18 protein-coding genes and 5 pseudogenes are annotated in these 21829 nt (G+C 39.8%); 17 read left to right on the top strand and 6 right to left on the bottom strand.

Annotated features, from left to right (window positions below):
• Positions 1–3: 3 nt before the first annotated feature.
• Positions 4–1350 carry a Na(+)-translocating NADH-quinone reductase subunit A gene (locus B0183_RS02115; RefSeq protein WP_062924497.1) on the bottom strand — a complete coding sequence of 449 codons (1347 nt, stop codon included), beginning with the start codon at positions 1348–1350 and terminating at the stop codon, positions 4–6.
• 394 nt (positions 1351–1744) lie between these two features.
• Here B0183_RS02115 and nfuA point away from each other — a divergent pair, with 394 nt between their 5' ends.
• On the top strand, positions 1745–2329 hold the full coding sequence (gene nfuA / locus B0183_RS02110) for a Fe-S biogenesis protein NfuA (RefSeq protein WP_021113932.1): 585 nt from the start codon (positions 1745–1747) through the stop codon (positions 2327–2329).
• Between the two features lie 182 nt (positions 2330–2511).
• On the opposite strand, the pseudogene B0183_RS02105 reads toward nfuA, so the two are convergent.
• A pseudogene (locus B0183_RS02105) lies at positions 2512–3200 on the bottom strand (ISAs1 family transposase).
• Positions 3201–3377: 177 nt separating this feature from the next.
• Positions 3378–3473, bottom strand: a pseudogene (locus B0183_RS11890) (IS1595 family transposase); the annotation flags it as partial.
• Between the two features lie 138 nt (positions 3474–3611).
• Here B0183_RS11890 and hinT point away from each other — a divergent pair.
• Genes hinT through B0183_RS02090 form a run of 3 tightly spaced genes read left to right on the top strand, consistent with a single transcriptional unit; the run spans position 3612 to position 5123 of the window.
• Entirely contained in the window at positions 3612–3971 is a 360-nt protein-coding gene (hinT, locus tag B0183_RS02100; protein WP_078208256.1) for a purine nucleoside phosphoramidase, read from the top strand.
• 1 nt (position 3972) lies between these two features.
• Entirely contained in the window at positions 3973–4341 is a 369-nt protein-coding gene (locus B0183_RS02095) for a YcfL family protein (protein WP_078208255.1), read from the top strand.
• On the top strand, positions 4341–5123 hold the full coding sequence (locus B0183_RS02090; protein ID WP_021109806.1) for a choline/ethanolamine kinase family protein: 783 nt from the start codon (positions 4341–4343) through the stop codon (positions 5121–5123). The genes B0183_RS02095 and B0183_RS02090 overlap by 1 nt, the downstream gene beginning before the upstream one ends.
• A 24-nt stretch (positions 5124–5147) precedes the next feature.
• On the opposite strand, the gene B0183_RS02085 is transcribed toward B0183_RS02090, so the two are convergent.
• Positions 5148–6467 (bottom strand): MFS transporter, encoded by a 1320-nt coding sequence (locus tag B0183_RS02085; protein ID WP_016527595.1) that lies wholly within the window; start codon positions 6465–6467, stop codon positions 5148–5150.
• A 397-nt stretch (positions 6468–6864) separates the two neighbouring features.
• Here B0183_RS02085 and rpsF point away from each other — a divergent pair, with 397 nt between their 5' ends.
• The 4 genes and pseudogenes from rpsF to rplI all read left to right on the top strand — a co-directional run bounded on the left by rpsF (position 6865) and on the right by rplI (position 8265).
• The gene (rpsF, locus tag B0183_RS02080) at positions 6865–7245 is read left to right on the top strand and encodes a 30S ribosomal protein S6 (protein WP_005712013.1); all 381 of its coding nucleotides are present in this window, start codon (positions 6865–6867) and stop codon (positions 7243–7245) included.
• A pseudogene (gene priB / locus B0183_RS02075) lies at positions 7232–7595 on the top strand (primosomal replication protein N). The gene rpsF and the pseudogene priB overlap by 14 nt, the downstream one beginning before the upstream one ends.
• On the top strand, positions 7570–7797 hold the full coding sequence (gene rpsR, locus B0183_RS02070; RefSeq protein WP_005598105.1) for a 30S ribosomal protein S18: 228 nt from the start codon (positions 7570–7572) through the stop codon (positions 7795–7797). Before priB ends, rpsR begins: the two are co-directional and overlap by 26 nt.
• Before the next feature lie 18 nt (positions 7798–7815).
• Entirely contained in the window at positions 7816–8265 is a 450-nt protein-coding gene (rplI, locus tag B0183_RS02065; protein ID WP_078208254.1) for a 50S ribosomal protein L9, read from the top strand.
• Positions 8266–8313: 48 nt separating this feature from the next.
• On the opposite strand, the gene uvrD is transcribed toward rplI, so the two are convergent.
• Positions 8314–10497 (bottom strand): DNA helicase II, encoded by a 2184-nt coding sequence (uvrD, locus tag B0183_RS02060; RefSeq protein ID WP_078208253.1) that lies wholly within the window; start codon positions 10495–10497, stop codon positions 8314–8316.
• Positions 10498–10670: 173 nt separating this feature from the next.
• On the opposite strand from uvrD, the gene artP reads away from it, so the two are divergent.
• The 4 genes from artP to artM are packed head-to-tail and all read left to right on the top strand — an operon-like array spanning position 10671 to position 13522.
• Entirely contained in the window at positions 10671–11405 is a 735-nt protein-coding gene (artP, locus tag B0183_RS02055) for an arginine ABC transporter ATP-binding protein ArtP (RefSeq protein WP_005712022.1), read from the top strand.
• A gap of 31 nt (positions 11406–11436) precedes the next feature.
• Entirely contained in the window at positions 11437–12162 is a 726-nt protein-coding gene (locus B0183_RS02050) for a transporter substrate-binding domain-containing protein (RefSeq protein ID WP_021112677.1), read from the top strand.
• Positions 12163–12167: 5 nt separating this feature from the next.
• Positions 12168–12839 carry an arginine ABC transporter permease ArtQ gene (gene artQ / locus B0183_RS02045; RefSeq protein WP_078208252.1) on the top strand — a complete coding sequence of 224 codons (672 nt, stop codon included), beginning with the start codon at positions 12168–12170 and terminating at the stop codon, positions 12837–12839.
• Positions 12839–13522: an arginine ABC transporter permease ArtM gene (gene artM, locus B0183_RS02040; protein WP_078208251.1), complete on the top strand. Its 684-nt coding sequence runs from the start codon at positions 12839–12841 to the stop codon at positions 13520–13522. The genes artQ and artM overlap by 1 nt, the downstream gene beginning before the upstream one ends.
• Positions 13523–13600: 78 nt before the next feature.
• Here artM and mrcB read toward each other — a convergent pair whose 3' ends face one another.
• A complete protein-coding gene (gene mrcB, locus B0183_RS02035; protein ID WP_021113796.1) occupies positions 13601–15985 on the bottom strand; it encodes a penicillin-binding protein 1B in 2385 nt (794 codons plus the stop codon).
• A 244-nt stretch (positions 15986–16229) separates the two neighbouring features.
• Here mrcB and B0183_RS02030 point away from each other — a divergent pair, with 244 nt between their 5' ends.
• The 5 genes and pseudogenes from B0183_RS02030 (at position 16230) to glpK (ending at position 21811) form a co-directional block, all read left to right on the top strand.
• A complete protein-coding gene (locus B0183_RS02030) occupies positions 16230–17297 on the top strand; it encodes a TDP-N-acetylfucosamine:lipid II N-acetylfucosaminyltransferase (protein WP_078208250.1) in 1068 nt (355 codons plus the stop codon).
• A 40-nt stretch (positions 17298–17337) separates the two neighbouring features.
• Positions 17338–18597 (top strand): ECA oligosaccharide polymerase, encoded by a 1260-nt coding sequence (gene wzyE, locus B0183_RS02025; protein ID WP_078208249.1) that lies wholly within the window; start codon positions 17338–17340, stop codon positions 18595–18597.
• Positions 18590–19312: a lipopolysaccharide N-acetylmannosaminouronosyltransferase gene (gene wecG, locus B0183_RS02020; protein WP_005712037.1), complete on the top strand. Its 723-nt coding sequence runs from the start codon at positions 18590–18592 to the stop codon at positions 19310–19312. The genes wzyE and wecG overlap by 8 nt, the downstream gene beginning before the upstream one ends.
• Before the next feature lie 190 nt (positions 19313–19502).
• Positions 19503–20284, top strand: a pseudogene (locus B0183_RS02015) (MIP/aquaporin family protein).
• 17 nt (positions 20285–20301) lie between these two features.
• Positions 20302–21811 (top strand): annotated as a pseudogene (glpK, locus tag B0183_RS02010) (glycerol kinase GlpK).
• Positions 21812–21829 lie beyond the last annotated feature (18 nt).

Raw genomic sequence — 21829 nt, 5'->3', positions numbered from 1 at the left:
TGATTAACCTTCCTTCTCGATCTTATCTAACGCTGCACGCAACATTGGTGCGTAGTTATTTTTACCTGGGCAGACAAAGGTACATAACGCTAAATCTTCTTCATCTAACTCTAAGCAACCTAATGCTTGAGCAGAATCCGTATCGCCAGATGCTAAATCGCGCAACAACAATGTTGGTAAAATATCTAACGGCATGACACGCTCATAAGAGCCGATTGGCACCATTGCACGCTCACTACCATTAACAGCGGTGGTAAAGTTAAACAATTTCTTGCTAAACGCACCTAACACAGTACGAGTAATAGAGAATTTGTGTGAATATGGAGCAATCATACCTAAGAACTCTTGCTCACGACCTTCTGCAATCACAGACACCTGTAATGCATAACGACCTAAATAATCGTGAACACCAACTGCTTTCGCACCGCTTAACACAGAGCCTGAAATCACACGGTTTTCACCCTCTGCTAGTTCACCTGCAGTTAATTGAGAAAGGTTTGCACCAAGTTGTGTACGCACTAAGCGAGGTTTTTTCACTTGAGGACCAGCTAACGAAACCACACGATCTGTGTATAATTCCCCTGTCGTAAATAATTTACCGATAGCAATCACATCTTGATAGTTCAAATACCACACACTTTTCGTCGCAGAAACAGGATCGATAAAGTGAATATGCGTACCACTCAAACCTGCTGGGTGTGGACCAGCGAAAGAAGTTACTTTCACATTAGCCACTTCAGCCGTTGGGATATTACTATCTGGTGCACGACATAAATGGATTGTTTTTTGTCCATCAAATAAACGGCTTAACACCGTTAAACCATCAACAAAATCTTGTTTATGTTCATTTAATACCACTTCAGGATCAGTCGCTAATGGATTTGTATCCATCGCATTAACGAAAATAGAAGATGGCACTGCATCTAACGCAGGAACTTTACTGAATGGACGAGTACGGAACGCAGTCCATAAACCCGAATTAACTAAATTTTGCTTCACTTGGTCAGCTGTTAATGAACTTAACTCAGAAGCGTTATAACGCTCGAAAGTTACCTGTTCATCACCTTCAACTTTAATCACAACGGATTGAAGAACACGTTTCTCACCGCGATTGATTGCAACAATCGTACCGCTTGCAGGAGCGGTGAAAACCACGCCAGCATTCTTCTTATCTTCAAAAAGAACCTGACCTTTTTTCACCACATCACCTTCACGCACCTTCATAGAAGGGCGCATACCCACATATTCTTCGCCAAGCACAGCAACTTCATTAACGGTATTACCGTTATGGATTACTTGCTCAGGTTTCCCCGCAATAGGAAGATCTAAGCCTTGTTTAATTGTAATCATATTGTTTGCACTACTTTTAGTTGGGTTAAAAAGAATGATTGCAGAAACTGCAATCGCTACATTGAGCGTAGCTAAAAGCAAACATAAACGTTGATTCCCCCACTTATATTTGTTCGCTACATTAAGTTCTCAAATTGGGCTTTACCTTGTTTTTCCAAGATAAAAATAAACAAGGTATTCTACCTGAAAACACACTTTTATTGCTAGTTTTACTACATTTTTTTAACATTTAGCCTAAGAAACTTTGAAATACATCAAATTTTACTCTTTATTCCCTGACAAAATGAATGAAAAACAGACACTTCCTAAATTCATTTTTAATAAATTTGATGCTAGTCAAAAAATCAGGATAGGGATAAAATAGCAAACAGTTTAGTTTTCATAAATGGATAAAATGATGAACATTACAATCTCAGACGTTGCACAAAACCACTTCCGCAAATTACTTGATCAACAAGAAGAAGGCACAAATATCCGCATTTTTGTGGTTAATCCTGGCACACCAAGTGCTGAATGTGGTGTATCTTACTGCCCTGTTAATGCCGTAGAAGAAACGGATACTGAAATCAAATTTGAACAATTTTCTGCATTTATTGACGAAATCAGCCTTCCTTTCCTTGAAGATGCCGAAATTGACTATGTTACCGATCCAATGGGTTCACAGCTCACTTTAAAAGCCCCAAATGCCAAAATGAAAAAAGTGGCAGATGACGCACCTTTTATTGAGCGCTTAGACTATGTGATTCAGACCCAAATCAATCCACAACTGGCAAGCCACGGCGGACGTGTAACCTTAATTGAAGTCACTGAAGATAAATATGCAGTATTGCAATTTGGCGGTGGTTGTAACGGCTGTTCAATGGTAGATGTTACCTTAAAAGAAGGCATTGAAAAACAGTTGCTTGCTCTTTTCCCAGAAGAATTAGTTGGCGTGAAAGATGTGACTGAACATCAACACGGTGAACATTCTTATTATTAGCAAAACAACCTAACTCAAGCGATAACTAGGAACGCCAAGCGTGGCGTTCCTATGATTATTTTCGGGCATTTATAGTGTGCCCTTTGTAGTGCCAATACCATATCACGAAAAATAACGCGACTATTTCGTTCACATTTTGAAATTTCCTCCAGGGCAACCGCATATGTTGTCCATTTTTCAACCTACACGCCGAGCAACAGCTCATCTCGAAATTCATCTGACCAACCAGCAGCGGTCAATTTCCCTTTCATACTCTGCTTTTTCGGGTGTAATCGAGCCAAGTTCAACGCTAATCGACGCAAGATTGCCAGATTTTCCGCACCCCATTCATCGGTCACAGCACATTCGTCTTCTTTATAGACCACATCTAGCACCCAATGGGCTTTGTTTTCCACTTCCCAATGCCTTAGCACGTACTTCGTCAATATTTGAATATCAACATCCAAGCTACTGATATAAAAGACTTTTTCTTGCGATTCTTTGTCATTATCTGACCGCTTGCGACACACCTCCAACACCGATTTTATCCCCTTCCATTCCTCCGCTTTGCTCAGCCAATCACTCACTTTCAGCTTGCGGTAGTAACGCTCATCAATTCGACGACGTTCCGCATTTACCTCCTCAAACGTCTCAAGCATTTAATGCGTTTTATTACACGAGCGATAGTATCATCGACAGGAATACCACACTCAAAAGGACGATATTTTCGCAACCAATCCAAATGTAATTCGCCAAAAAGTTTGATTTCAGTCCAGCTGTTTGCCCCCGAAATCACGGCACTGACGACGAGAAAAACGATGTCTAAAAAGTGGTGTTTTTGATTATAGGCTCGTGGGTCGGATAAATTTTCAAAAAAACGAAAAACGCTCATTTTACAACCTGATTTGATATGGATAATTAAGGTGTATTAGATCATAAATTTGAGAAAGATGTGATCTTGCCCTGTATTACATTGAAGAATCTGAATGATTGGACTTTACAAGAGATAGAAAATACTATTTCTATTATTTAAGGCATAAAAAGGGGCATAGTAGACAAAATTGTTGCTAATGTTTATTTTCGAACGAGCTGTGACTTCTAATACAAAAAATTCAAGGAGCTTTTTTTGTGTAGATTTCTTTAATTTACAATTAGTTATTTTCATTTTTATAGACTAACATACTTGATAATCTAATACAGCCCCTAAATGAAATAAAAGCGGTCAAATTTGCAGAAATTTTTGCAAATTGCTCAAAAAAGTTAGACAATCCTACCGCTTACAACACTGATATAAGGAAACATTATGCTAACCAACTACGAAGAAACTATTTTCAGCAAAATCATCCGTAAAGAAATCCCTGCGGCAATCGTGTATCAAGATGAGCTTGTCACTGCATTCCGTGATATTGCCCCACAGGCGAAAACCCACATTTTAATTATTCCAAACAAATTTATTCCAACGGTTAATCACGTTACTGCGGAAGATGAACAAGCACTTGGGCGTTTATTTACCGTTGCTGCGAAAATTGCCAAAGAAGAAGGCATTGCGGAAGACGGCTATCGCTTGATCATGAACTGTAATAAACACGGTGGACAAGAAGTATCCCATATCCATATGCACCTTGTTGGCGGTGAGCTGTTAGGTAAAATGTTGGCGAAATAAGATGAAGCACACTTTTTCTCTTGTTGCACTATTGAGCGTATTTCTGACCGCTTGTGGGTCAAATCCGCCTAGCTATCTGCCATCAGGCACAACGCCGATTGTTAATATCGAAGCCAATGTCGCAGAGATAACGGACGTTGTGGCAAAATCGGATGAACTTGTGGTGTTTAATAAAAGTGAACACCCTCTGCATTTAAGCCATAAACTGTTTTGGTACGACAAAACAGGGGTGACGCAAACCTTAAAGGGTGAAGCAACATCGTCTTGGCAACATTTGTTCCTTGAACCTAAACAACGCCAAGAGATTGCTTTAGACAAGCCAACCCCTGAAAGTGAAAACTGCCGTTTTTACTTACGTTTTCAGCGATAATGGCACTTCAATGGCTTGAACAACAGCAACAACAAGCGGTCAGTTCTGTCACAAAATTAGCAGGGCTGACCGCCTGTAGCCATTTGGTCGAATTAGCCAATGGCGAACGTTATGTTTTACGTTCCCAGACCCAACAATCCACTGATTATGGCATTGATTACCAACAAGAAGTGGCTTTTTTGCGTTTGATTGAGCCACTCGGCTTCGCTCCTAAGATCATTTATGCTAATGAAACCTCTGCTTTATTAGCGTGGATTAATGGGCAAACCCCTAGCCATTTTAGCCAACCTTTACTCGCTAAATTAGCTGACCAATTAGCCAGCTTACATCGCTTTGATTGGCAAGCGGTACGTTCTACGCAAAATTTAACAAGATTAAATCTTGCCGAACGTTGTCAATTTTTATGGCAAAACTTACCGCTTAAAATGCAAAACAGTCTCAATTTCACGCCTCCGTTTAAACAGATTAGTCCTTATAAACAAACCATTTGCCATCACGACATTCATCTTGCAAATTTAGTCGAACAAGATGAAAAACTCTTTTTGATTGATTGGGAATATGCGGCGATCTCCGATCCTGCTTTAGAATTAGCCTTGCTGTTTCATTACAATCCGCTGTCTGCGGAACAAAAGGCGTTTTTCTTGGCTCGCTATTTTGCAAAATCAGGCTTCGACCCCACCGCTTGTGTCGCCAAAATGGTGGAATATCAGCCTGAAATAGAGAAATTGAATAGGTTATGGTTTAGATTAAGCCACTTTTTGGATACTATTTTTCAAACTTAAAAATGAACTTACAATTCGTAGCATTTACACTTCAGTCAAATCCAAATTCTTCGTTTCTTTTGACGCAAAGAGTGCAATCAATGTGATAACTGCATTAATTGCAAGGTAAATCCCCACGCCGATTAAGCCATAAGCTGCATTAATTTTAATTGCAAAAGTTGCAGCAACCGTTGCCCCCACAATAGATGCTAAGTTATAGGCAAGTGATGCGCCAGAGTAACGTACTTCAGTTGGGAATAATTCTGGTAATAATGCCGCCATTGGGCCGAATGTCATACCCATAAAGACCATACCTACGATTAAGAACGCAAAGACTGTCATTGGTGTACCGTTTCCTAAGAAGAAAGGCATTAATAAACCGAAAATGCCGATACCTGTTGTCACATAAATTAACCATTTACGGCGACCGATTTTGTCAGCAAAAATCCCTGACAGGCTAACGAAGATACCAAATACAATTGCACTTAATAAGAGTAATCCTGTAAATGTGTTAGCTGGAATACCTAGGCCCATTGGGTGTCCTGCTGGTGATAGCGTTGGTGCACTTTTTGAGTAAATTTGAGCAAAGGCAGTCATAATGTAGAACAACACATAGGTCGCTGTCATAATGAATGTACCAATGATCAACGGTTTTAAGTGGTCTTTAAATACTTCGCTTACAGGTGCTGCGTGTTTTTTGCCTTGAGCTTCAGCTTCTCTGAAAACGTGGCTTTCGTGTAAGCTAAGACGTACATATAAACCTACTGCAACAAGCACGATAGATGAAACAAACGGAATACGCCACGCCCATTCCACTAAGGCTTCAGCACCGAAAATGTAGCTGACTAAGAAGAAGGAGGCGTTTGCTAAGAATAAGCCAATTGGCGCACCTAATTGTGGGAATGTACCGAACCAAGCACGTTTACCATCTGGTGCATTTTCAGTCGCCACTAATGCTGCACCACCCCATTCACCGCCTAAACCGATACCTTGTCCGATACGACATAAGCAGAGCAAAATAGTTGCCCAGATACCAATGCTTTCATAGTTTGGTAATAAGCCGATAGTAACCGTTGAACCGCCCATTAATAATAATGAAGCAACAAGGGTTTTCTTACGTCCGATTTTGTCCCCAAAGTGTCCGAAAAGTGCCGAACCGATTGGGCGAGCGAAGAATGCTAGTGCTAATGTAGAAAGGGAAAGTAATTCATTTGAAACAGGGTCATCGCTGTTAAAGAATTGTGTGTTAAATACTAATACAGCTGCTGCCGCATAAATGTAGTAGTCAAAAAATTCAATTGCAGTCCCGATCATTGCTGCAATCGCCACTTTGCGTGGATTATTTCTTAGAGTATGAGTTGTCATTGTCAAAAATCCAAAGGTTTCCGAAAGAAAAGAGAGTGTAAATTAACACGCCAAAACCAATAAAACAACCCTATTTTTAGTATTAAAATCTATACAATCACTTATAAGCGCCAATTAAAGCACTATAACAAGAATATTATTCTTATATTTTAGATAAATTAGTTTTTTATTCTATTTTTACTGCACTAAAAAAGGATAAAAATTTTTTAACATCTAATGCTAAAAACCACCATAAGCGGATAGATTTATGCCTAATTTTGCTATGCAGATTAACTTTTACTTGTACGAATTTTATTTATCCGTATAATGCACGGCTTCAGTCACACCTGTTTTTAATCCTTGCTTCCAACGCTGGTGACTGGCAACCTTGGAGGCTGTTAACCCGTAAGGATCGACAATGCGTCACTACGAAATCGTTTTTATGGTTCACCCGGACCAAAGCGAACAAGTACCTGGTATGATCGAGCGTTATACCGCTTCTGTTAAAGAAGCAGGCGGTCAAGTTCATCGCTTAGAAGATTGGGGTCGTCGTCAATTAGCATACCCAATCAACAAACTTCACAAAGCACACTATGTGTTAATGAATGTAGAAGCTCCACAAAACGTAATCGATGAGTTAGAAACTAACTTCCGTTACAACGATGCAGTTCTTCGTAGCTTAGTGTTACACACTAAAGCAGCGGTAACAGAAGCATCACCAATGCTTAAAGCAAAAGATGAGCGTAAAGCTCCAGAAGCTTTAGTAGAAGAAGTTGAAGCTGAGGATGCAGACGAGTAATTCGTCTATTGATAACTGTTTAATCTTAAGTGGTACTATCGCAACAACGATTAAACAAAGCCTAAGCCCGATAGGTATTCCAACTTACTCTTTTTATTTAGAACATCGTTCAGTACAAAAAGAAGTCAATTTAGAACGCCAAGCGTGGTGCAAAATCCAAGTGATTTTGGCAGGCAATCAATTTAGTTTAATAACCCAACAAATGAAGGTCGGTGGGAAAGTTCGAGTAAAAGGGTTTATCCATACTCACAAAGACTACAACGATTTAAATCAACTAGTCTTACACACCGAACAGATTGAATTTATAGATTAGGAGAAGCCAAAATGGCACGTTATTTCCGTCGTCGTAAGTTCTGCCGTTTCACAGCGGAAAATGTTGTTGAAATCGATTACAAAGATATCGCTACATTAAAGAACTATATTTCAGAAAGCGGCAAAATTGTTCCAAGCCGTATCACAGGTACTCGTGCGAAGTATCAACGTCAATTAGCTCGTGCAATCAAACGCGCTCGCTACCTTGCGTTACTTCCATACACTGACAATCATCAGTAATAAGAGAGGAAGAGTACAATGCAAGTTATTTTATTAGACAAAGTTGCTCAACTTGGTACTGTTGGTGACCAAGTAACTGTTAAAGCAGGTTTTGCGCGTAACTACTTAATCCCGCAAGGTAAAGCAGTTATGGCAACTGCAGCAAACATTGCTCACTTTGAGGCACGTTGTGCAGAATTAGAAGCGAAAGCAGCAGAAGCATTATCTGCAGCACAAGCTCGTGCAGCAGCAATCGCTAACTTAGCAGCAATCGTAGTCACTTCTAAAGCAGGTGATGACGGTCGTTTATTCGGTTCTGTTGGTGCGCGTGATATCGCTGAAGCAGTATCAGCAGCAGGCGTAGCAGTAACTAAATCAGAAGTTCGTTTACCAGAAGGTGCATTACGCACTATCGGTGAACACGAAGTGAAATTACACTTACACGCTGAAGTAAATGCAGTAGTAACTATCAACGTAGTTTCTGAGTAATTTACGATTAAAGTAAAAAATCCCCAGCCATTTGGTTGGGGATTTTTTTTACATCTTTTCCAACTTCGCTACTTTTGCAATCAACCACTTAATCCCTTGCTGTACAAAGGCAATTTGCAGACGAGTATGATCGCCACTGCCTTCTACATTGATAATTGTTCCTTGCCCAAATTTCTCGTGACGAACTTTTTGCCCCATTTTCCAACTATTGTCTTCTTGTAAACAAGCGGTCGGATTAGCTTGTGGTTTTGCAAAAGTGGCAGGGCGATTAATACTTCCACGCAAGCGGACTTCTCGGATATGCTCATCGGGTAGCTCGCCAATAAAACGTGAAGGTAAATGGCGTTCTTCTTTGCCATACAAGCGGCGACTTTCGGCATAGCTGATCGTGAGTTTTTTCTTCGCGCGTGTAATGCCGACATAAGCCAAGCGACGTTCTTCTTGCAAACGACCTTCGTCGAAGCTCATTCCACTTGGGAAAATACCTTCTTCAACCCCAACGATAAACACGCGTGGAAACTCTAAGCCTTTGGCTGAATGTAAGGTCATTAATTCCACATAATCTTGATGTGGTGAGGCCTGTGTTTCGCCAGCTTCAAGGGAAGCGTGAGTTAAGAAAGCGGTGAGATCGCTCATCTCTTCTGATTCATCTGGTTTTACAAATTGACGTGTTGCGGTCACTAACTCTTCCAAGTTCTCAATACGAACTTCGCCTTTTTCCCCTTTTTCTTGCTTATACATTTCATAAAGCCCAGATTTTTTAATCACAAAATCCGTTTGTTCAAACAATGGCATTTCTTCCGTTTCTTGTTCAAGTGCGTTAATTAGCTCAACAAAGCGGAGTAAGGCTGAAGCGGAACGCCCTGAAAGATGTTCTTCTTGAACAGACACTTGGATTGCTTGCCATAAGGTGATCTGGCGAGTTCGGGTAAGCTGGCGCAAAATATCTAGGGTGCGATCGCCTATCGCTCTTGGCGGTGTATTTACCACACGTTCAAAAGCGGCATCATCTTGACGATTAGCGATTAAGCGTAAATAGGCTAGGGCATCTTTGATCTCTTGGCGTTCAAAGAACCGCATTCCGCCATAAATTCGATAAGGGATATTGGCTTGAATTAGGGCTTCTTCGATAACACGAGATTGGGCATTACCCCGATAAAGCACAGCACATTGATTAAAATCGCCTTCATCTTCTTTCCATTGCTTAATCTGTGAAGCGACAAAGCGAGCTTCATCTAACTCATTGAATGCACAATAAATATCAACGGGATCGCCGTCACCTTTATCTGTCCAAAGATTTTTGCCTAAACGATTGTCATTGTTTGAAATTAAAGCATTTGCCGAATTTAAAATATGTCCTGTTGAACGGTAATTTTGTTCAAGGCGAATAGTTTGTGCGTTGTCATAATCATTTAAGAAGCGTTGAATGTTTTCCACTTGAGCGCCACGCCAGCCGTAAATAGATTGGTCGTCGTCACCCACGATCATTACTTTGCCCGTTTTTCCAGCCAATAAATGAATAAGATCGTATTGAATGTTATTGGTATCCTGAAATTCATCGATCAGAATATGCTGAAAACGTTGTTGATAACGTTGTAAAATCAATGGGTTATGCTTAAATAATTCATAAGCACGGATTAAGAGTTCAGCGAAGTCCAGCAAGCCTGCGCGATCGCTAGCTTCTTGATAGATTTGATAGAATTTAACGAGTTGTTGTGAGTGGGGATCATCGTGAGATTGTTTGAGATCTTTTGCTCTCAAGCCCTGATCTTTTTGAGCATTGATAAACCAAGCCACTTGTTTAGGTGGAAACTGCTTCTCATCTAAGTTATGCAATTTGAGTAAGCGTTTAATCAAACGTTGCTGATCTTCAGTGTCCATAATCTGAAAATCTTGCGGCAGATTGGCATCAAGATAATGAGAGCGAAGTAAGCGGTTAGCAATGCTATGGAATGTACCGACCCACATACCGAATAAGTGGTGATCGCTAGATTGCGATAAGGTATATTCAATACGATGACGCATTTCTGTGGCGGCTTTATTAGTGAAGGTCACAGCAAGAATATTGGACTCAGCAATATTTTCAACGCCAATTAACCACGCAATACGGTGGGTAAGTACACGGGTTTTCCCACTACCAGCCCCTGCTAGAACTAAATAGTTGCCAATAGGGGCTGCCACTGCTTCTCGTTGTTTATCATTTAAGCCGTCAAGTAATAAAGAAAAATCCATCTCCGCCTCTTTATGTGATTTTATACAGTGTAATTATTATAACCTACAATTACAGATATGTATTTTAATTTTTTCATCAAAATTTTTACCTCAAATTTACAAAAATCACTTGCATATTTATGCAATAAAATTTAATATCTATTCAGTTTTGAAACTTTGATAGGAAGTAGTTAATGGCAATTCGCATTAGTAATGTCAATTTCTTTTACGGTTCGAGTCAAGCCTTGTTTGATATTAATTTAAACATTGAAAAAGGCGATACCGTTGTGTTACTCGGCCCTAGTGGTGCAGGGAAAAGTACTTTAATCCGCACGTTAAATTTAATGGAAGTACCGCAATCTGGTCAGCTTGAAATTGCAAATCACAAGTTTGATCTGACCGCTAAAACCAATGCGAAACAGGTAGCATTATTACGCAAAGAAGTGGGAATGGTGTTCCAACAGTATCATCTATGGCCACATCTTAGTGTAATGCAAAACTTGATTGAAGCACCAATGAAAGTGTTGGGTTTAACTAAAGAGCAAGCGGTAGAAAGAGCCAAAGGTTTGTTAGCACGTTTGCAACTTACTGCCTTTGCAGAACGTTTTCCGTTACAGCTTTCAGGCGGTCAGCAACAGCGTGTGGCGATTGCAAGAGCGTTAATGATGCAACCAGAAGTGTTGCTTTTTGATGAGCCAACAGCTGCTTTAGACCCTGAAATTACCGCTCAAGTTGTTGATATTATTAAAGAGTTACAACAAACAGGGATCACCCAAGTGATTGTGACACACGAGGTTTCTGTTGCTCGTAAAGTTGCCACTAAAGTGGTGTATATGGAACAAGGCAAAATTATTGAAATGGGCGATGCAAGCTGTTTTGAACAACCAAAAACAACGCAATTTGCTCAATATCTTTCACATTCAGATTAATCACAACATCATACAATTAATAGGAGTTACTATGAAAAAATTACTTTTAGCAACCATTTTGGCAGCAACAGCAGTTTCAGCTTATGCGAATGACAAAATTACGTTTGCAATGGAGCCAAGCTATCCACCGTTTGAGCAAACCAATGAGAAAGGTGAAATCGTTGGCTTTGATGTAGATATTGCAAATGCAATTTGTAAAGAAGTCCAAGCGACTTGCGAATTTAAATCTCAATCGTTTGATGCGTTAATCCCTAGCTTAATTAAAGGGCGTGGCGGTTTTGATGCGGCAATTTCAGCAATTGATATTACAGAAGCTCGTGCAAAACAAGTGGCTTTCTCAGCACCATACTACGAAAGTTCAGCAAGCTATATTGCTTTACAAGGTAAAGATTTAGTATCTGCTAAAACAGTAGGTGTACAAAACGGTACAACTTACCAACAATACGCAACGGCAGAAGCTAAACAATATCAAGCAAAATCTTATGCGAATTTACAAGATGCAATCTTAGACTTAAAAAATGGTCGTATTGATTTAATCTTTGGTGACACTGATGTGTTAAAAGATATGTTAGGCAAAATCCCTGAAGCACAATTTGTTGGCGAGAAAGTGACAGATAAACGTTATTTCAACAATGGCTTAGGCATTGCAGTGAAAAAATCTAACACTGAGTTAGTTGAAAAATTAAACAAAGGTATCGCAGCGATTAAAGCAAGCGGTGAGTACCAAAAAATTTATGATAAATGGATGACTAAATAATCATTATGTTTTTGGATTATCTTCCTCTATTGTATTCTGCAACCCTAATGACCTTAGGGTTGGCAGTTTGCTCTTTATTGCTCGGATTACTATTGTCCATTCTTTTTGTGGTGCTTGAAACGCATAAATGGACAATGGTGCGTCAACCAACCACAGTTGTTGTTGCGTTATTGCGTGGTTTGCCTGAAATTTTAGTGGTCTTTTTAATCTATTTTGGTGCGCCTGAAGTGCTTGAAATGATCACAGGGGAATATGTCGAACTCGGTGCATTTGGCTGTGGTGTCGTGGCACTATCTATTATTTTTGCTTCCTACGCTTCTCAATCATTGCGTGGAGCTATTCAAGCTATTCCGCTTGGGCAGTGGGAGTCTGGGGCAGCTCTTGGATTAAGTCGTGGCTATACTTTTGTAAACATTGTGATGCCACAGGTTTGGCGACACGCCTTACCAGGGTTAAGCAATCAGTGGTTAGTGTTATTAAAAGATACCGCTTTGGTTTCTTTAATCGGTGTACACGATATTATGCGACAAACGGAGTTAATTAACACCAGCACTCATCAGCCATTTACTTGGTACGGCACAGCAGCATTAATTTACCTCGGTGTAACCTTAGTTAGCCAAGTGATTATTCGTAAATTAGAGCTACGCTTCACTCGTTTTGAAAGAGGGGGTAGATAATGTTGCAAGAATACTTTATGGTGATAGTTCAAGGTATCCCGACTAGTTTATTGCTGACGTTTGTTTCTTTAATCGTGGCATTTTTCCTTGCTGTTGGAATGACGTTTTTACTTTCAATGGAAAATCGTCTAGTAAAAGGAATAGTAAATGGCTTTTTAACCCTATTTACTGGAACGCCATTGTTAGTACAGTTTTTCTTGATTTATGCAGGTCCTGGGCAGTTTCCTTGGATTGTCGCAAGTCCATTTTGGTCTTTGTTATCAGATGCGTGGTTCTGTGCAATGCTCACCCTTGCATTAAATAGTTCTGCTTATACCACCTTACTATTTCACGGTGCGGTCAATGCGATACCAAAAGGGCAGTGGGAAACTTGTGCTGCATTAGGATTAAGTCGATTACAGACCTTGAAAATCCTTGTTCCTTATGCATTAAAACGGGCATTACCGTCTTACAGCAATGAGATTATCTTAGTATTCAAAGGAACATCACTCGCTTCAACCATTACCATTATGGATATTATGGGCTATGCTCGCCAGCTTTATGGTACAGAGTATGATGCATTAACCATTTATGGTTTAGCCGGTGTAGTTTATTTGGTTATTACAGGGATTATGACCGTAATCTTACGCAGAGTTGAACGCAAAGTGCTTTCTTTTGAAAGATTAGAGGCGGAAAAAGCGTAAGAATTGTAAGATATGGCAGAGTAGATGAAAACTAATGACCCTTTGCCCGTAATTTTTGTCTACTATGCCGTTCTTAATCTATTCCTCTAATGGTTCTTCCTCAATCGGAGCTTGCCCTTCTGCTTCGTCGGCTTTATTCGGTTGGGTTTGAGGGACGTCTTTGCCTAGTGATAATGCGTCCCACACACTTGGTTTTGCTTCAACTACAGAACCGCCACCCGTACAATAGCGTTGTCCTTTATCTTTCCAAACAGGAATTTGACGAGGGCTGGAGCAGTCCCAAGAGCCGTAGCTGTTGATACCTACCCATTGAATAGTTGGTATGCTTGGTAGCTTGAATGCCAAGGGTTCGGCACGTTTAAGGTACTCTTTATATATTTGCAATGCACCACTTGAACCGGTGAGATAGGTATCGCTATTGTTATCTTTACCTAACCAAACGGTTGTGACATTTTCACCGTCTATGCCGACAAACCAAGTATCTCGTGCATTGTTGGTGGTGCCGGTTTTGCCTGCGATATGCAGTTGTGCAAAATCTGCCTGTAGGCTACGAGCCGTACCTCGCTCCGTTACTTGTTGCATTGCATAAAGTGTTTGAATCGTGGCTTCTGCAGGCAAAACGCGTTTACTTGTCTGCGTGAGAACAGGCTGATAAATCATTTCACCTGTTGGGGATATGATTGCTTCAATTGTGGTAAGCGGTACTTTTAAGCCAGCATTTGCAATAACCTGATAAGACTTCGTGACATCATAAGGTGAAATAGAATAAGAGCCGAGTAATGTCGCAGGATAAGGTGGAATTTCGGCATTATCCCAGCCCATTTCTTTCTGCTTGGCAATCACATTTTTCAGCCCAAGTTTCATTCCAATGTTTACCGTAGGAATGTTAAGGGAACGAACCAAAGCGTCCATTAACATCACAGAACCGCTAAAACGATGATCATAGTTACGAGGTGTCCAAGTATTACTTCCAACGGTAATGGTAATCGGTTGGTTAGCTATCGGCGTGTTAAGACGGAAATACTGCGGATTTGCCAAAGCAATGGCATAAATAGACGGTTTAACCAATGAACCGATTTGACGCTTGGTTTGAATAGCACGGTTAAAGCCAGCATATTGTGTCTGTACTCCCCCGACAATCGCCCGTACTTTACCCGTTTTATATTCCGCCACCACAATAGCAGATTGCAACTCTTTGATTTTCTTACTGCTATTTTCTAATTCGGATACCCCATTGATAACCGCCATTTCCGCAGAACGCTGTTGTTTTCTATCTAAAGTCGTGAAAATTTTTGCCCCTGACAGCAGAGCAGATTTGTTCTCACCCAACTGACTTTTAATATCTAAATTTAAGGCGTGCATAAACGCAGGTTGCTGACGATAGATATTCCCTTTCTCTTTCACGCCAAGCGGTTGTTTACTAAGTAAATCATACAATTCTTGATTAATCACCTTATGTCCTAGCAATACACGCAACACAACATTACGGCGTTCTAATGCCCCTTCTGGATTTTTCCACGGATTATAGAGGGACGGACCTTTCACCATTCCCACTAGCAGAGCGATTTGATTTAGATTAATTTCTTGAATAGGACGACCAAAATAGAATTGACTTGCCAGAGCAAAACCGTGAATTTGATAACTACCATTTTGACCAAGATAAATTTCATTTAGATAGGTTTCGAGAATGCGGTTTTTATCGTAACGAAAATCTAAAATCAGCGACATTAACGCTTCATTTACTTTACGCACTAAGGTTTTTTCATTACTTAAAAAGAGGTTTTTAACTAATTGCTGAGTTAAAGTACTGCCCCCTTGCACTGTTCTGCCTGCTTGATAGTTTGTCAAAAAGGCTCGAGCAATCCCCAGTGGACTAATTCCTTCGTGTTGATAGAAACGCTTATCTTCGGTAAGTAGCAACGCATCAATAAGCAGACGAGGATAATCCTGCAAACGTAACGCTTGACGTTCTTCATCGTTATCCGAATGCAACATTGCAATCATTTTAGGGTCAAGACGAAATTCCTCGACCTCTTTAAATTGCACTAAATCTTCAATACGAGCGAGTTTATCACTGACAAAGCGTAAACGCAGTACACGTTGAGCTTCAGGATTTTCAGGGAAAGGAAAAGCACGGCGAAGCAAAACAAGATTGTCACCTTCAATTTTGAAATCACCTGGTGTTGCAATTAATGAAACTTCACGATAGCCATTGTCTAACAAGGCGAGTTTGACTTGCTCAAGGGTAAGATTGTCATCAAGGCGAACACTTTCGATACGACTATAGACCTCGGCAGGCAATTGCCAAATTTGCCCGTCCATTTTAGAACGAATTTTTCCATCTAAATAGATGCCGTATATCCCAACATAGCAAGTGGCTAAGAGAGCTAGTTTTAAGCAAGTTGGGATAAAGTAGGGCTTTTTCGCTATGGGTTCTTTCTGTTTTTCTTTTGTATTTAACATTATGGCTGGCTATAATTATTCAACTTATGAGGTAAAATTTTACAGGAAAATTTTCAAATCTCACGTATATTTCTCTATTGTTGCTCAATATATTTACCAAAAATTATAGATAATGTCATTAATGTGAAATGAATATTAAAGCATGGGTCAAAGGATTAAATATCATAGGAACACTTGGCAACATTTAAATAGTGATTTATATGTCACATCAAGACTATTCTTTTTAATATGGTATAGATGGAATATGGCAAATATAATCCATGTTTTAGGGGCTAATATTCCCCATCACAATCACACAATACTAAATTTCTTCCAAAATGAATTATTGGATGAACTACCGAATGCTTTTCATTTTTATGTTGTTAGTCGTAGTGATTTGTCTGAAACTTTTACATTATTAGATATTAATTCATATCCAGATGAATATTTACTCACTCAAGAAGTTATCAAAATTGCAAGAAAGGAACCAACCGCTTGGTTTGTGCTACATGGGCAATTCAATGCATCGTTGTGGTTAGCTATCTTGTTAGGATTAGTCCCAGCAAATCGTTGTGTTTGGCATATTTGGGGAGCAGATCTTTATGAGCTCTCTTCTTCTTTAAAGTTTAGATTGTTTTATCCATTGCGAAGACTTGCACAACGTAAAATAGCACGCTTGTGGGGAACTTTAGGAGATTTAAATCACGCTTATCAACAATTAAAACGTAAGAGCTCTCTTGATCAACGGCTTTATTTTCCAACTAGAATGCCTACGAATTTTCCGACTAAAAAATGTTCATATCAACGGACAATTTTGTTAGGAAATTCTGGCGATCCGAGCAATCAACATTTACTTGGATTAAAGCAAATTCGAGAGATATTTGGCGAAAATGTACGAATAGTCGTGCCGATGGGGTATCCCGCAGGTAATTCAAAATATATTGCTCAAGTTCGCCAACAAGCAGAACAAGACTTCCAACAAGGGCAGGTGAACATTCTTACTCAGAAATTAGAATTTGAGTCTTATTTGGATCTACTGTCTCAATGTGATCTTGGTTACTTTCCTTTTGAGCGTCAGCAAGGGATCGGAACGATGTGTTTACTCATACAGATGAACATCCCGATAGCCATTCATAGAGCAAATCCTTTTCAACAAGATTTACAAGCGGAGGGAATTAGCTTTCTTTTCGCAGATGAAATCAGTAACTCAGAGATTATACGAGTTAAATCCCAGTTGGCTTTACTTGATAAAAGTAAAATTACTTTTTTCCCTCTAAGTTATAAGCAAGAATGGCTGAACTGTTTACATTCTCTTAGTTTACAAGCGGTCTAATTTCAGTAAAAATTACCCACCTTGTTTAAGGAACATTAACATGTTAGCGGGATTAATCCTTTTTTATGTAATCGCTATAAGTGTGTTGGTTTGGATAATTCAACGAGATTATCGCCAGCAAGGCTTTTCATTCCATTTGCTGTTTAGTGGCATCTATCTTATTACCTTCTTCGGCGGGTTTCCTTTTTCGATGACGATGGCAGAGCTATTTGAATATCGCCTTCCTGCCATCTCAATGTTGTGGAACATACTAGCAATAGCTTTAGGCGGCTATCTTATCTATTACGTAAGTTATCTTTACATAGGAAGAAATAAGCAAATACCAAGGTATGCGGTGGAGGTAAAATCGCTAGCTAATTTGACCGCTTGGATTTTAATGACGATTGCAATACTGAGCCTGTTAGTATTTATGTTGTTAAATCAAGGGCTATTGTTATTCAAATTAGAAAAATATAGCCACATTTTTTCTGCACAAGTTAGTGGTGTGGCTTTAAAACGTTTCTTTTATTTCTTTTTACCCGCCTTGTTAATTTGGTTTTTCTTAAAGCCTACTAAAGAAAGTTGGTGGCTATTTTTGGTAGCTGGAATGACATTTGGGGTGTTGAGTTACCTAGCCGTTGGGGGCACACGAGCTAACCTTGCATTAGCCTTTGTTATGTTTATGCTGTTGGGGTATTTGCGGAGGTTTTTATCATTTAAATGGCTGGTGAGGGCAGGGCTTTTGACAGTTATTGCAATGTTTTTGTTGGCATTATGGCGGTATCGGCTTAATGTACAAGGTTCGGAAGCATTTTACACTTTTCTTTATTTGACACGTGATACCTTTTCGCCTTGGGAAAATGTAGCAAAAATAATGGATGCAGAGATTGAGTTTCAAGGATTAATGCCTATCGTGCGTGATTTTTATGTGTATATTCCTCAATCATTATGGGAGGAACGCCCAGACATCGTGTGGAATACAGCAAACTATTTCACGAAAAGTGTATTAGGTAACTTTTCTGGTTTAGCGATGTCGCCAACGTTATTAGGCTCTTTTTATATTATGGGGGGGATACCAATGATTGCTATAGGAATGGCGGTGGTTGGTGGTTTAATACGTATCTTTGATAATTTTTTTGCCTATGGAAAAAATTCGGCAGTTATTCAAAGTTATTGTTTGGCAAATTTGTTCAATTTGATTGTATTGATACGAGAAGGCATAGATGCTTTTATTTCACGGTTCTGCTTCTTTAGTGTGATTTTTGTATTTTCTTATATAGTAGCCTATTTGATAAATAGGGTGAGAGAGGGGTATGAATAAAGTATCAGTTGGTGGAGTTGAGTTATTAGCCGTTGAAAATCAGCAAACTTTGGTAGCCTATTTATTGAATAATGGAGTTCTTCTAACAGGTAAATTGATAGCAATAAATGCTGAAAAAATTATGATTTATCAAGAAGATAATGAAATGAAAAGGCTATTAGAGGAGGCTGAATATAAATATGCCGATGGAATAAGTGTAGTTTGTACTATCAGATCTAAATATCCGAAGTATTCGAAAATTGAACGCATTGCAGGCGCTGATTTGTGGGAGAGATTGATGGCTGAGTTGGGAGAATGCTGTTTACCTGTTTTCTTAGTTGGAAGCTCAGAGGATACCTTACAAGCAACAGCAATGAAATTGCAGGAATGGCAAGTAAAAGTGGTTGGAACACAAAATGGTTATTTCGCTAAAGAGCAGGAAGAAGAAATTATCCGGAGAATAAAAGCGAGTGGTGCGAAATTTATTTCCGTGGCGATGGGCTCGCCAAAACAAGAAAAATTTATGCAAAAAGCTCAGCAACTTTATCCTGATGCACTATATATGGGGGTAGGAGGCACTTATGATGTCTTTGTCGGTAAGGTTAAGCGAGCTCCTAAATGTTGGCAAAATTTAGGTTTGGAGTGGTTGTTTCGTATTTTACATCAGCCTACTCGCTGGAAACGACAGTTGAGATTAATGAAATATGCTTATTTTTATCTAACAAAACGGCTATAAAGTTTGTAACGTATTTGGGATACATATTAACATTTCACAAAAATCACTTTCTTTTTTAAAAAATTGTGAGCAACTTCACAAATTTTTATTTAATTGTTTGCGTAAAGTGTTCTTTTTTTATATCTCACCCTCGAAAACTTTCGTTTTCAAACATTTTTACTTTCTAATTTAATTTCCTTAGGGGGAATTTATGGACAAATCATTAAAAGCTGCTTGTATTGGTGAATTTATTGGTACAGGTTTGATTATCTTTTTTGGGGCAGGCTGTGTTGCCGCAGCACAGGTTGCTGGAGCCACATTCGGCTTGTGGGAAATTTCAATCGTGTGGGGACTTGCGGTCGCAATGGCTGTTTATGCTTCTGCGGGGTTATCTGGTGCTCACTTAAACCCTGCTGTTACTATTGCGTTATGGAAATTCGCTTGTTTTGATGGCAAAAAATTCTGCCTTACATTATTTCTCAAATGCTCGGTGCTTTCTGTGCGGCAGCATTAGTGTACTTCTTATATAAAGATCTTTTTGCTGCCAGTGAAGCGGCACAAAATATTGTGCGTGGTGAAGGTGTCGGCTTTGCAGGTGTTTTCTCGACCTATCCTAATCCACATATCAGCGTATTACAAGCCTTCTTTGTTGAAGTGGTGATTACCGCCGTATTAATGGCATTAATTTTTGCTTTAACGGATGATGGTAACGGTTTACCAAGAGGTGCAATGGCTCCTTTACTTATCGGTTTACTCATTGCGACTATTGGTGGTGCAATGGGGCCATTAACTGGCTTTGCGATGAACCCTGATCGTGATTTTGGCCCAAAACTCTTTGCATTCTTAGCTGGTTGGGGAGATATAGCGCTCACTGGCGGACGTGATATTCCTTATTTCCTAGTACCTATTTTTGGCCCTATTGTTGGGGCTTTATTAGGTGGCTTTATCTATACCCGTGTTATTGGTAAAAATTTACCATGTAATCTTAAATAATTTTCAGAGGTGATCCTATGACTAAAGAATACATCATTGCCTTAGATCAAAGCACAACCAGCTCTCGTGCGGTGTTATTAGACAAAAATGCAAACATTGTTGAAGTGGCACAACGTGAATTTACTCAAATTTATCCGCAAGTGGGTTGGGTTGAACATAACCCGATGGAAATTTGGGCAAGTCAGAGTTCAACTTTAAATGAAGTTGTTGCAAAAGCAGGGGTAAAAGCCGATGAAATTGCGGCGATTGGTATTACCAACCAACGTGAAACCACGATTGTTTGGGAAAAAGAAACAGGTAAACCGATTTACAATGCGATTGTATGGCAATGTCGCCGTACATCTGATTTCTGTGAAAAATTAAAAGCAGAAGGTCACGCTGACTATATTCGTAAAACAACAGGTTTAGTGGTAGACCCGTACTTCTCAGGCACAAAAGTGAAATGGATTTTGGATAACGTAGAAGGTGCAAGAGAACGTGCGAAAAAAGGTGAATTACTATTCGGTACGGTCGATACTTGGTTAGTATGGAAATTGACTCAAGGAAGAAGCCACGTTACCGACTATACCAATGCTTCTCGTACGATGTTATTCAACATTCATGCCAAACAGTGGGACGACAAAATGTTGGAACTATTAGATATTCCACGCGAAATGTTGCCTGAAGTGAAAAACTCATCTGAAATCTACGGACAAACCAACATTGGTGGTATGGATGGCGTGCGTATTCCTGTTGCAGGAATTGCAGGTGACCAACAAGCGGCACTTTACGGACATCTTTGTGTCGAATCTGGTCAAGCGAAAAATACTTACGGTACAGGCTGCTTTATGTTGATGAACACCGGCGATCAAGCGGTTGAATCGAAAAACGGCTTATTAACCACCATTGCGTGTAACGCCAAAGGTGAGCCTTGCTATGCCTTAGAAGGTTCAATCTTTATGGCCGGTGCATCAATTCAATGGTTGCGTGATGAACTTAAGATTATCCACGACGCTCGTGACTCAGAGTACTTTGCAACTAAAGTGAGCAGTACAAATGGTGTATATGTTGTTCCTGCGTTTACGGGTTTAGGCGCACCATATTGGGATCCGTATGCGCGTGGTGCTATCGTGGGCTTATCTCGTGGTGCAAACCGTAACCACATTGTGCGTGCAACATTGGAGTCTATCGCTTACCAAACTCGTGAAGTGTTAGACGCAATGCAAGCGGACAGCGGTGCGAAATTAGCGACTTTACGCGTAGACGGCGGTGCAGTTGCGAACAACTTCTTAATGCAGTTCCAAGCAGATATTCTCAATGCTAAAGTAGAACGTCCGAAAGTGCTAGAAGTGACCGCTCTTGGTGCGGCTTACCTTGCAGGTTTGGCAACAGGTTTCTGGGGTAGCTTAGAAGAATTACGCGGTAAAGCGGAAATCGAAAAAACCTTCTTCCAGATAATGACGAAGAAAAACGTGCAAGACGTTACAAAGGTTGGAAACGCGCGGGGTGAAACGTTCATTAGAATGGGCGAAAGAAGACGCTGAATAGTTTACCATAAATAGACAA

This window comes from Glaesserella parasuis, from assembly GCF_002015085.1.
Taxonomy (GTDB): domain Bacteria; phylum Pseudomonadota; class Gammaproteobacteria; order Enterobacterales; family Pasteurellaceae; genus Glaesserella; species Glaesserella parasuis.
This window is presented reverse-complemented; position numbering and strand designations above follow the sequence as displayed.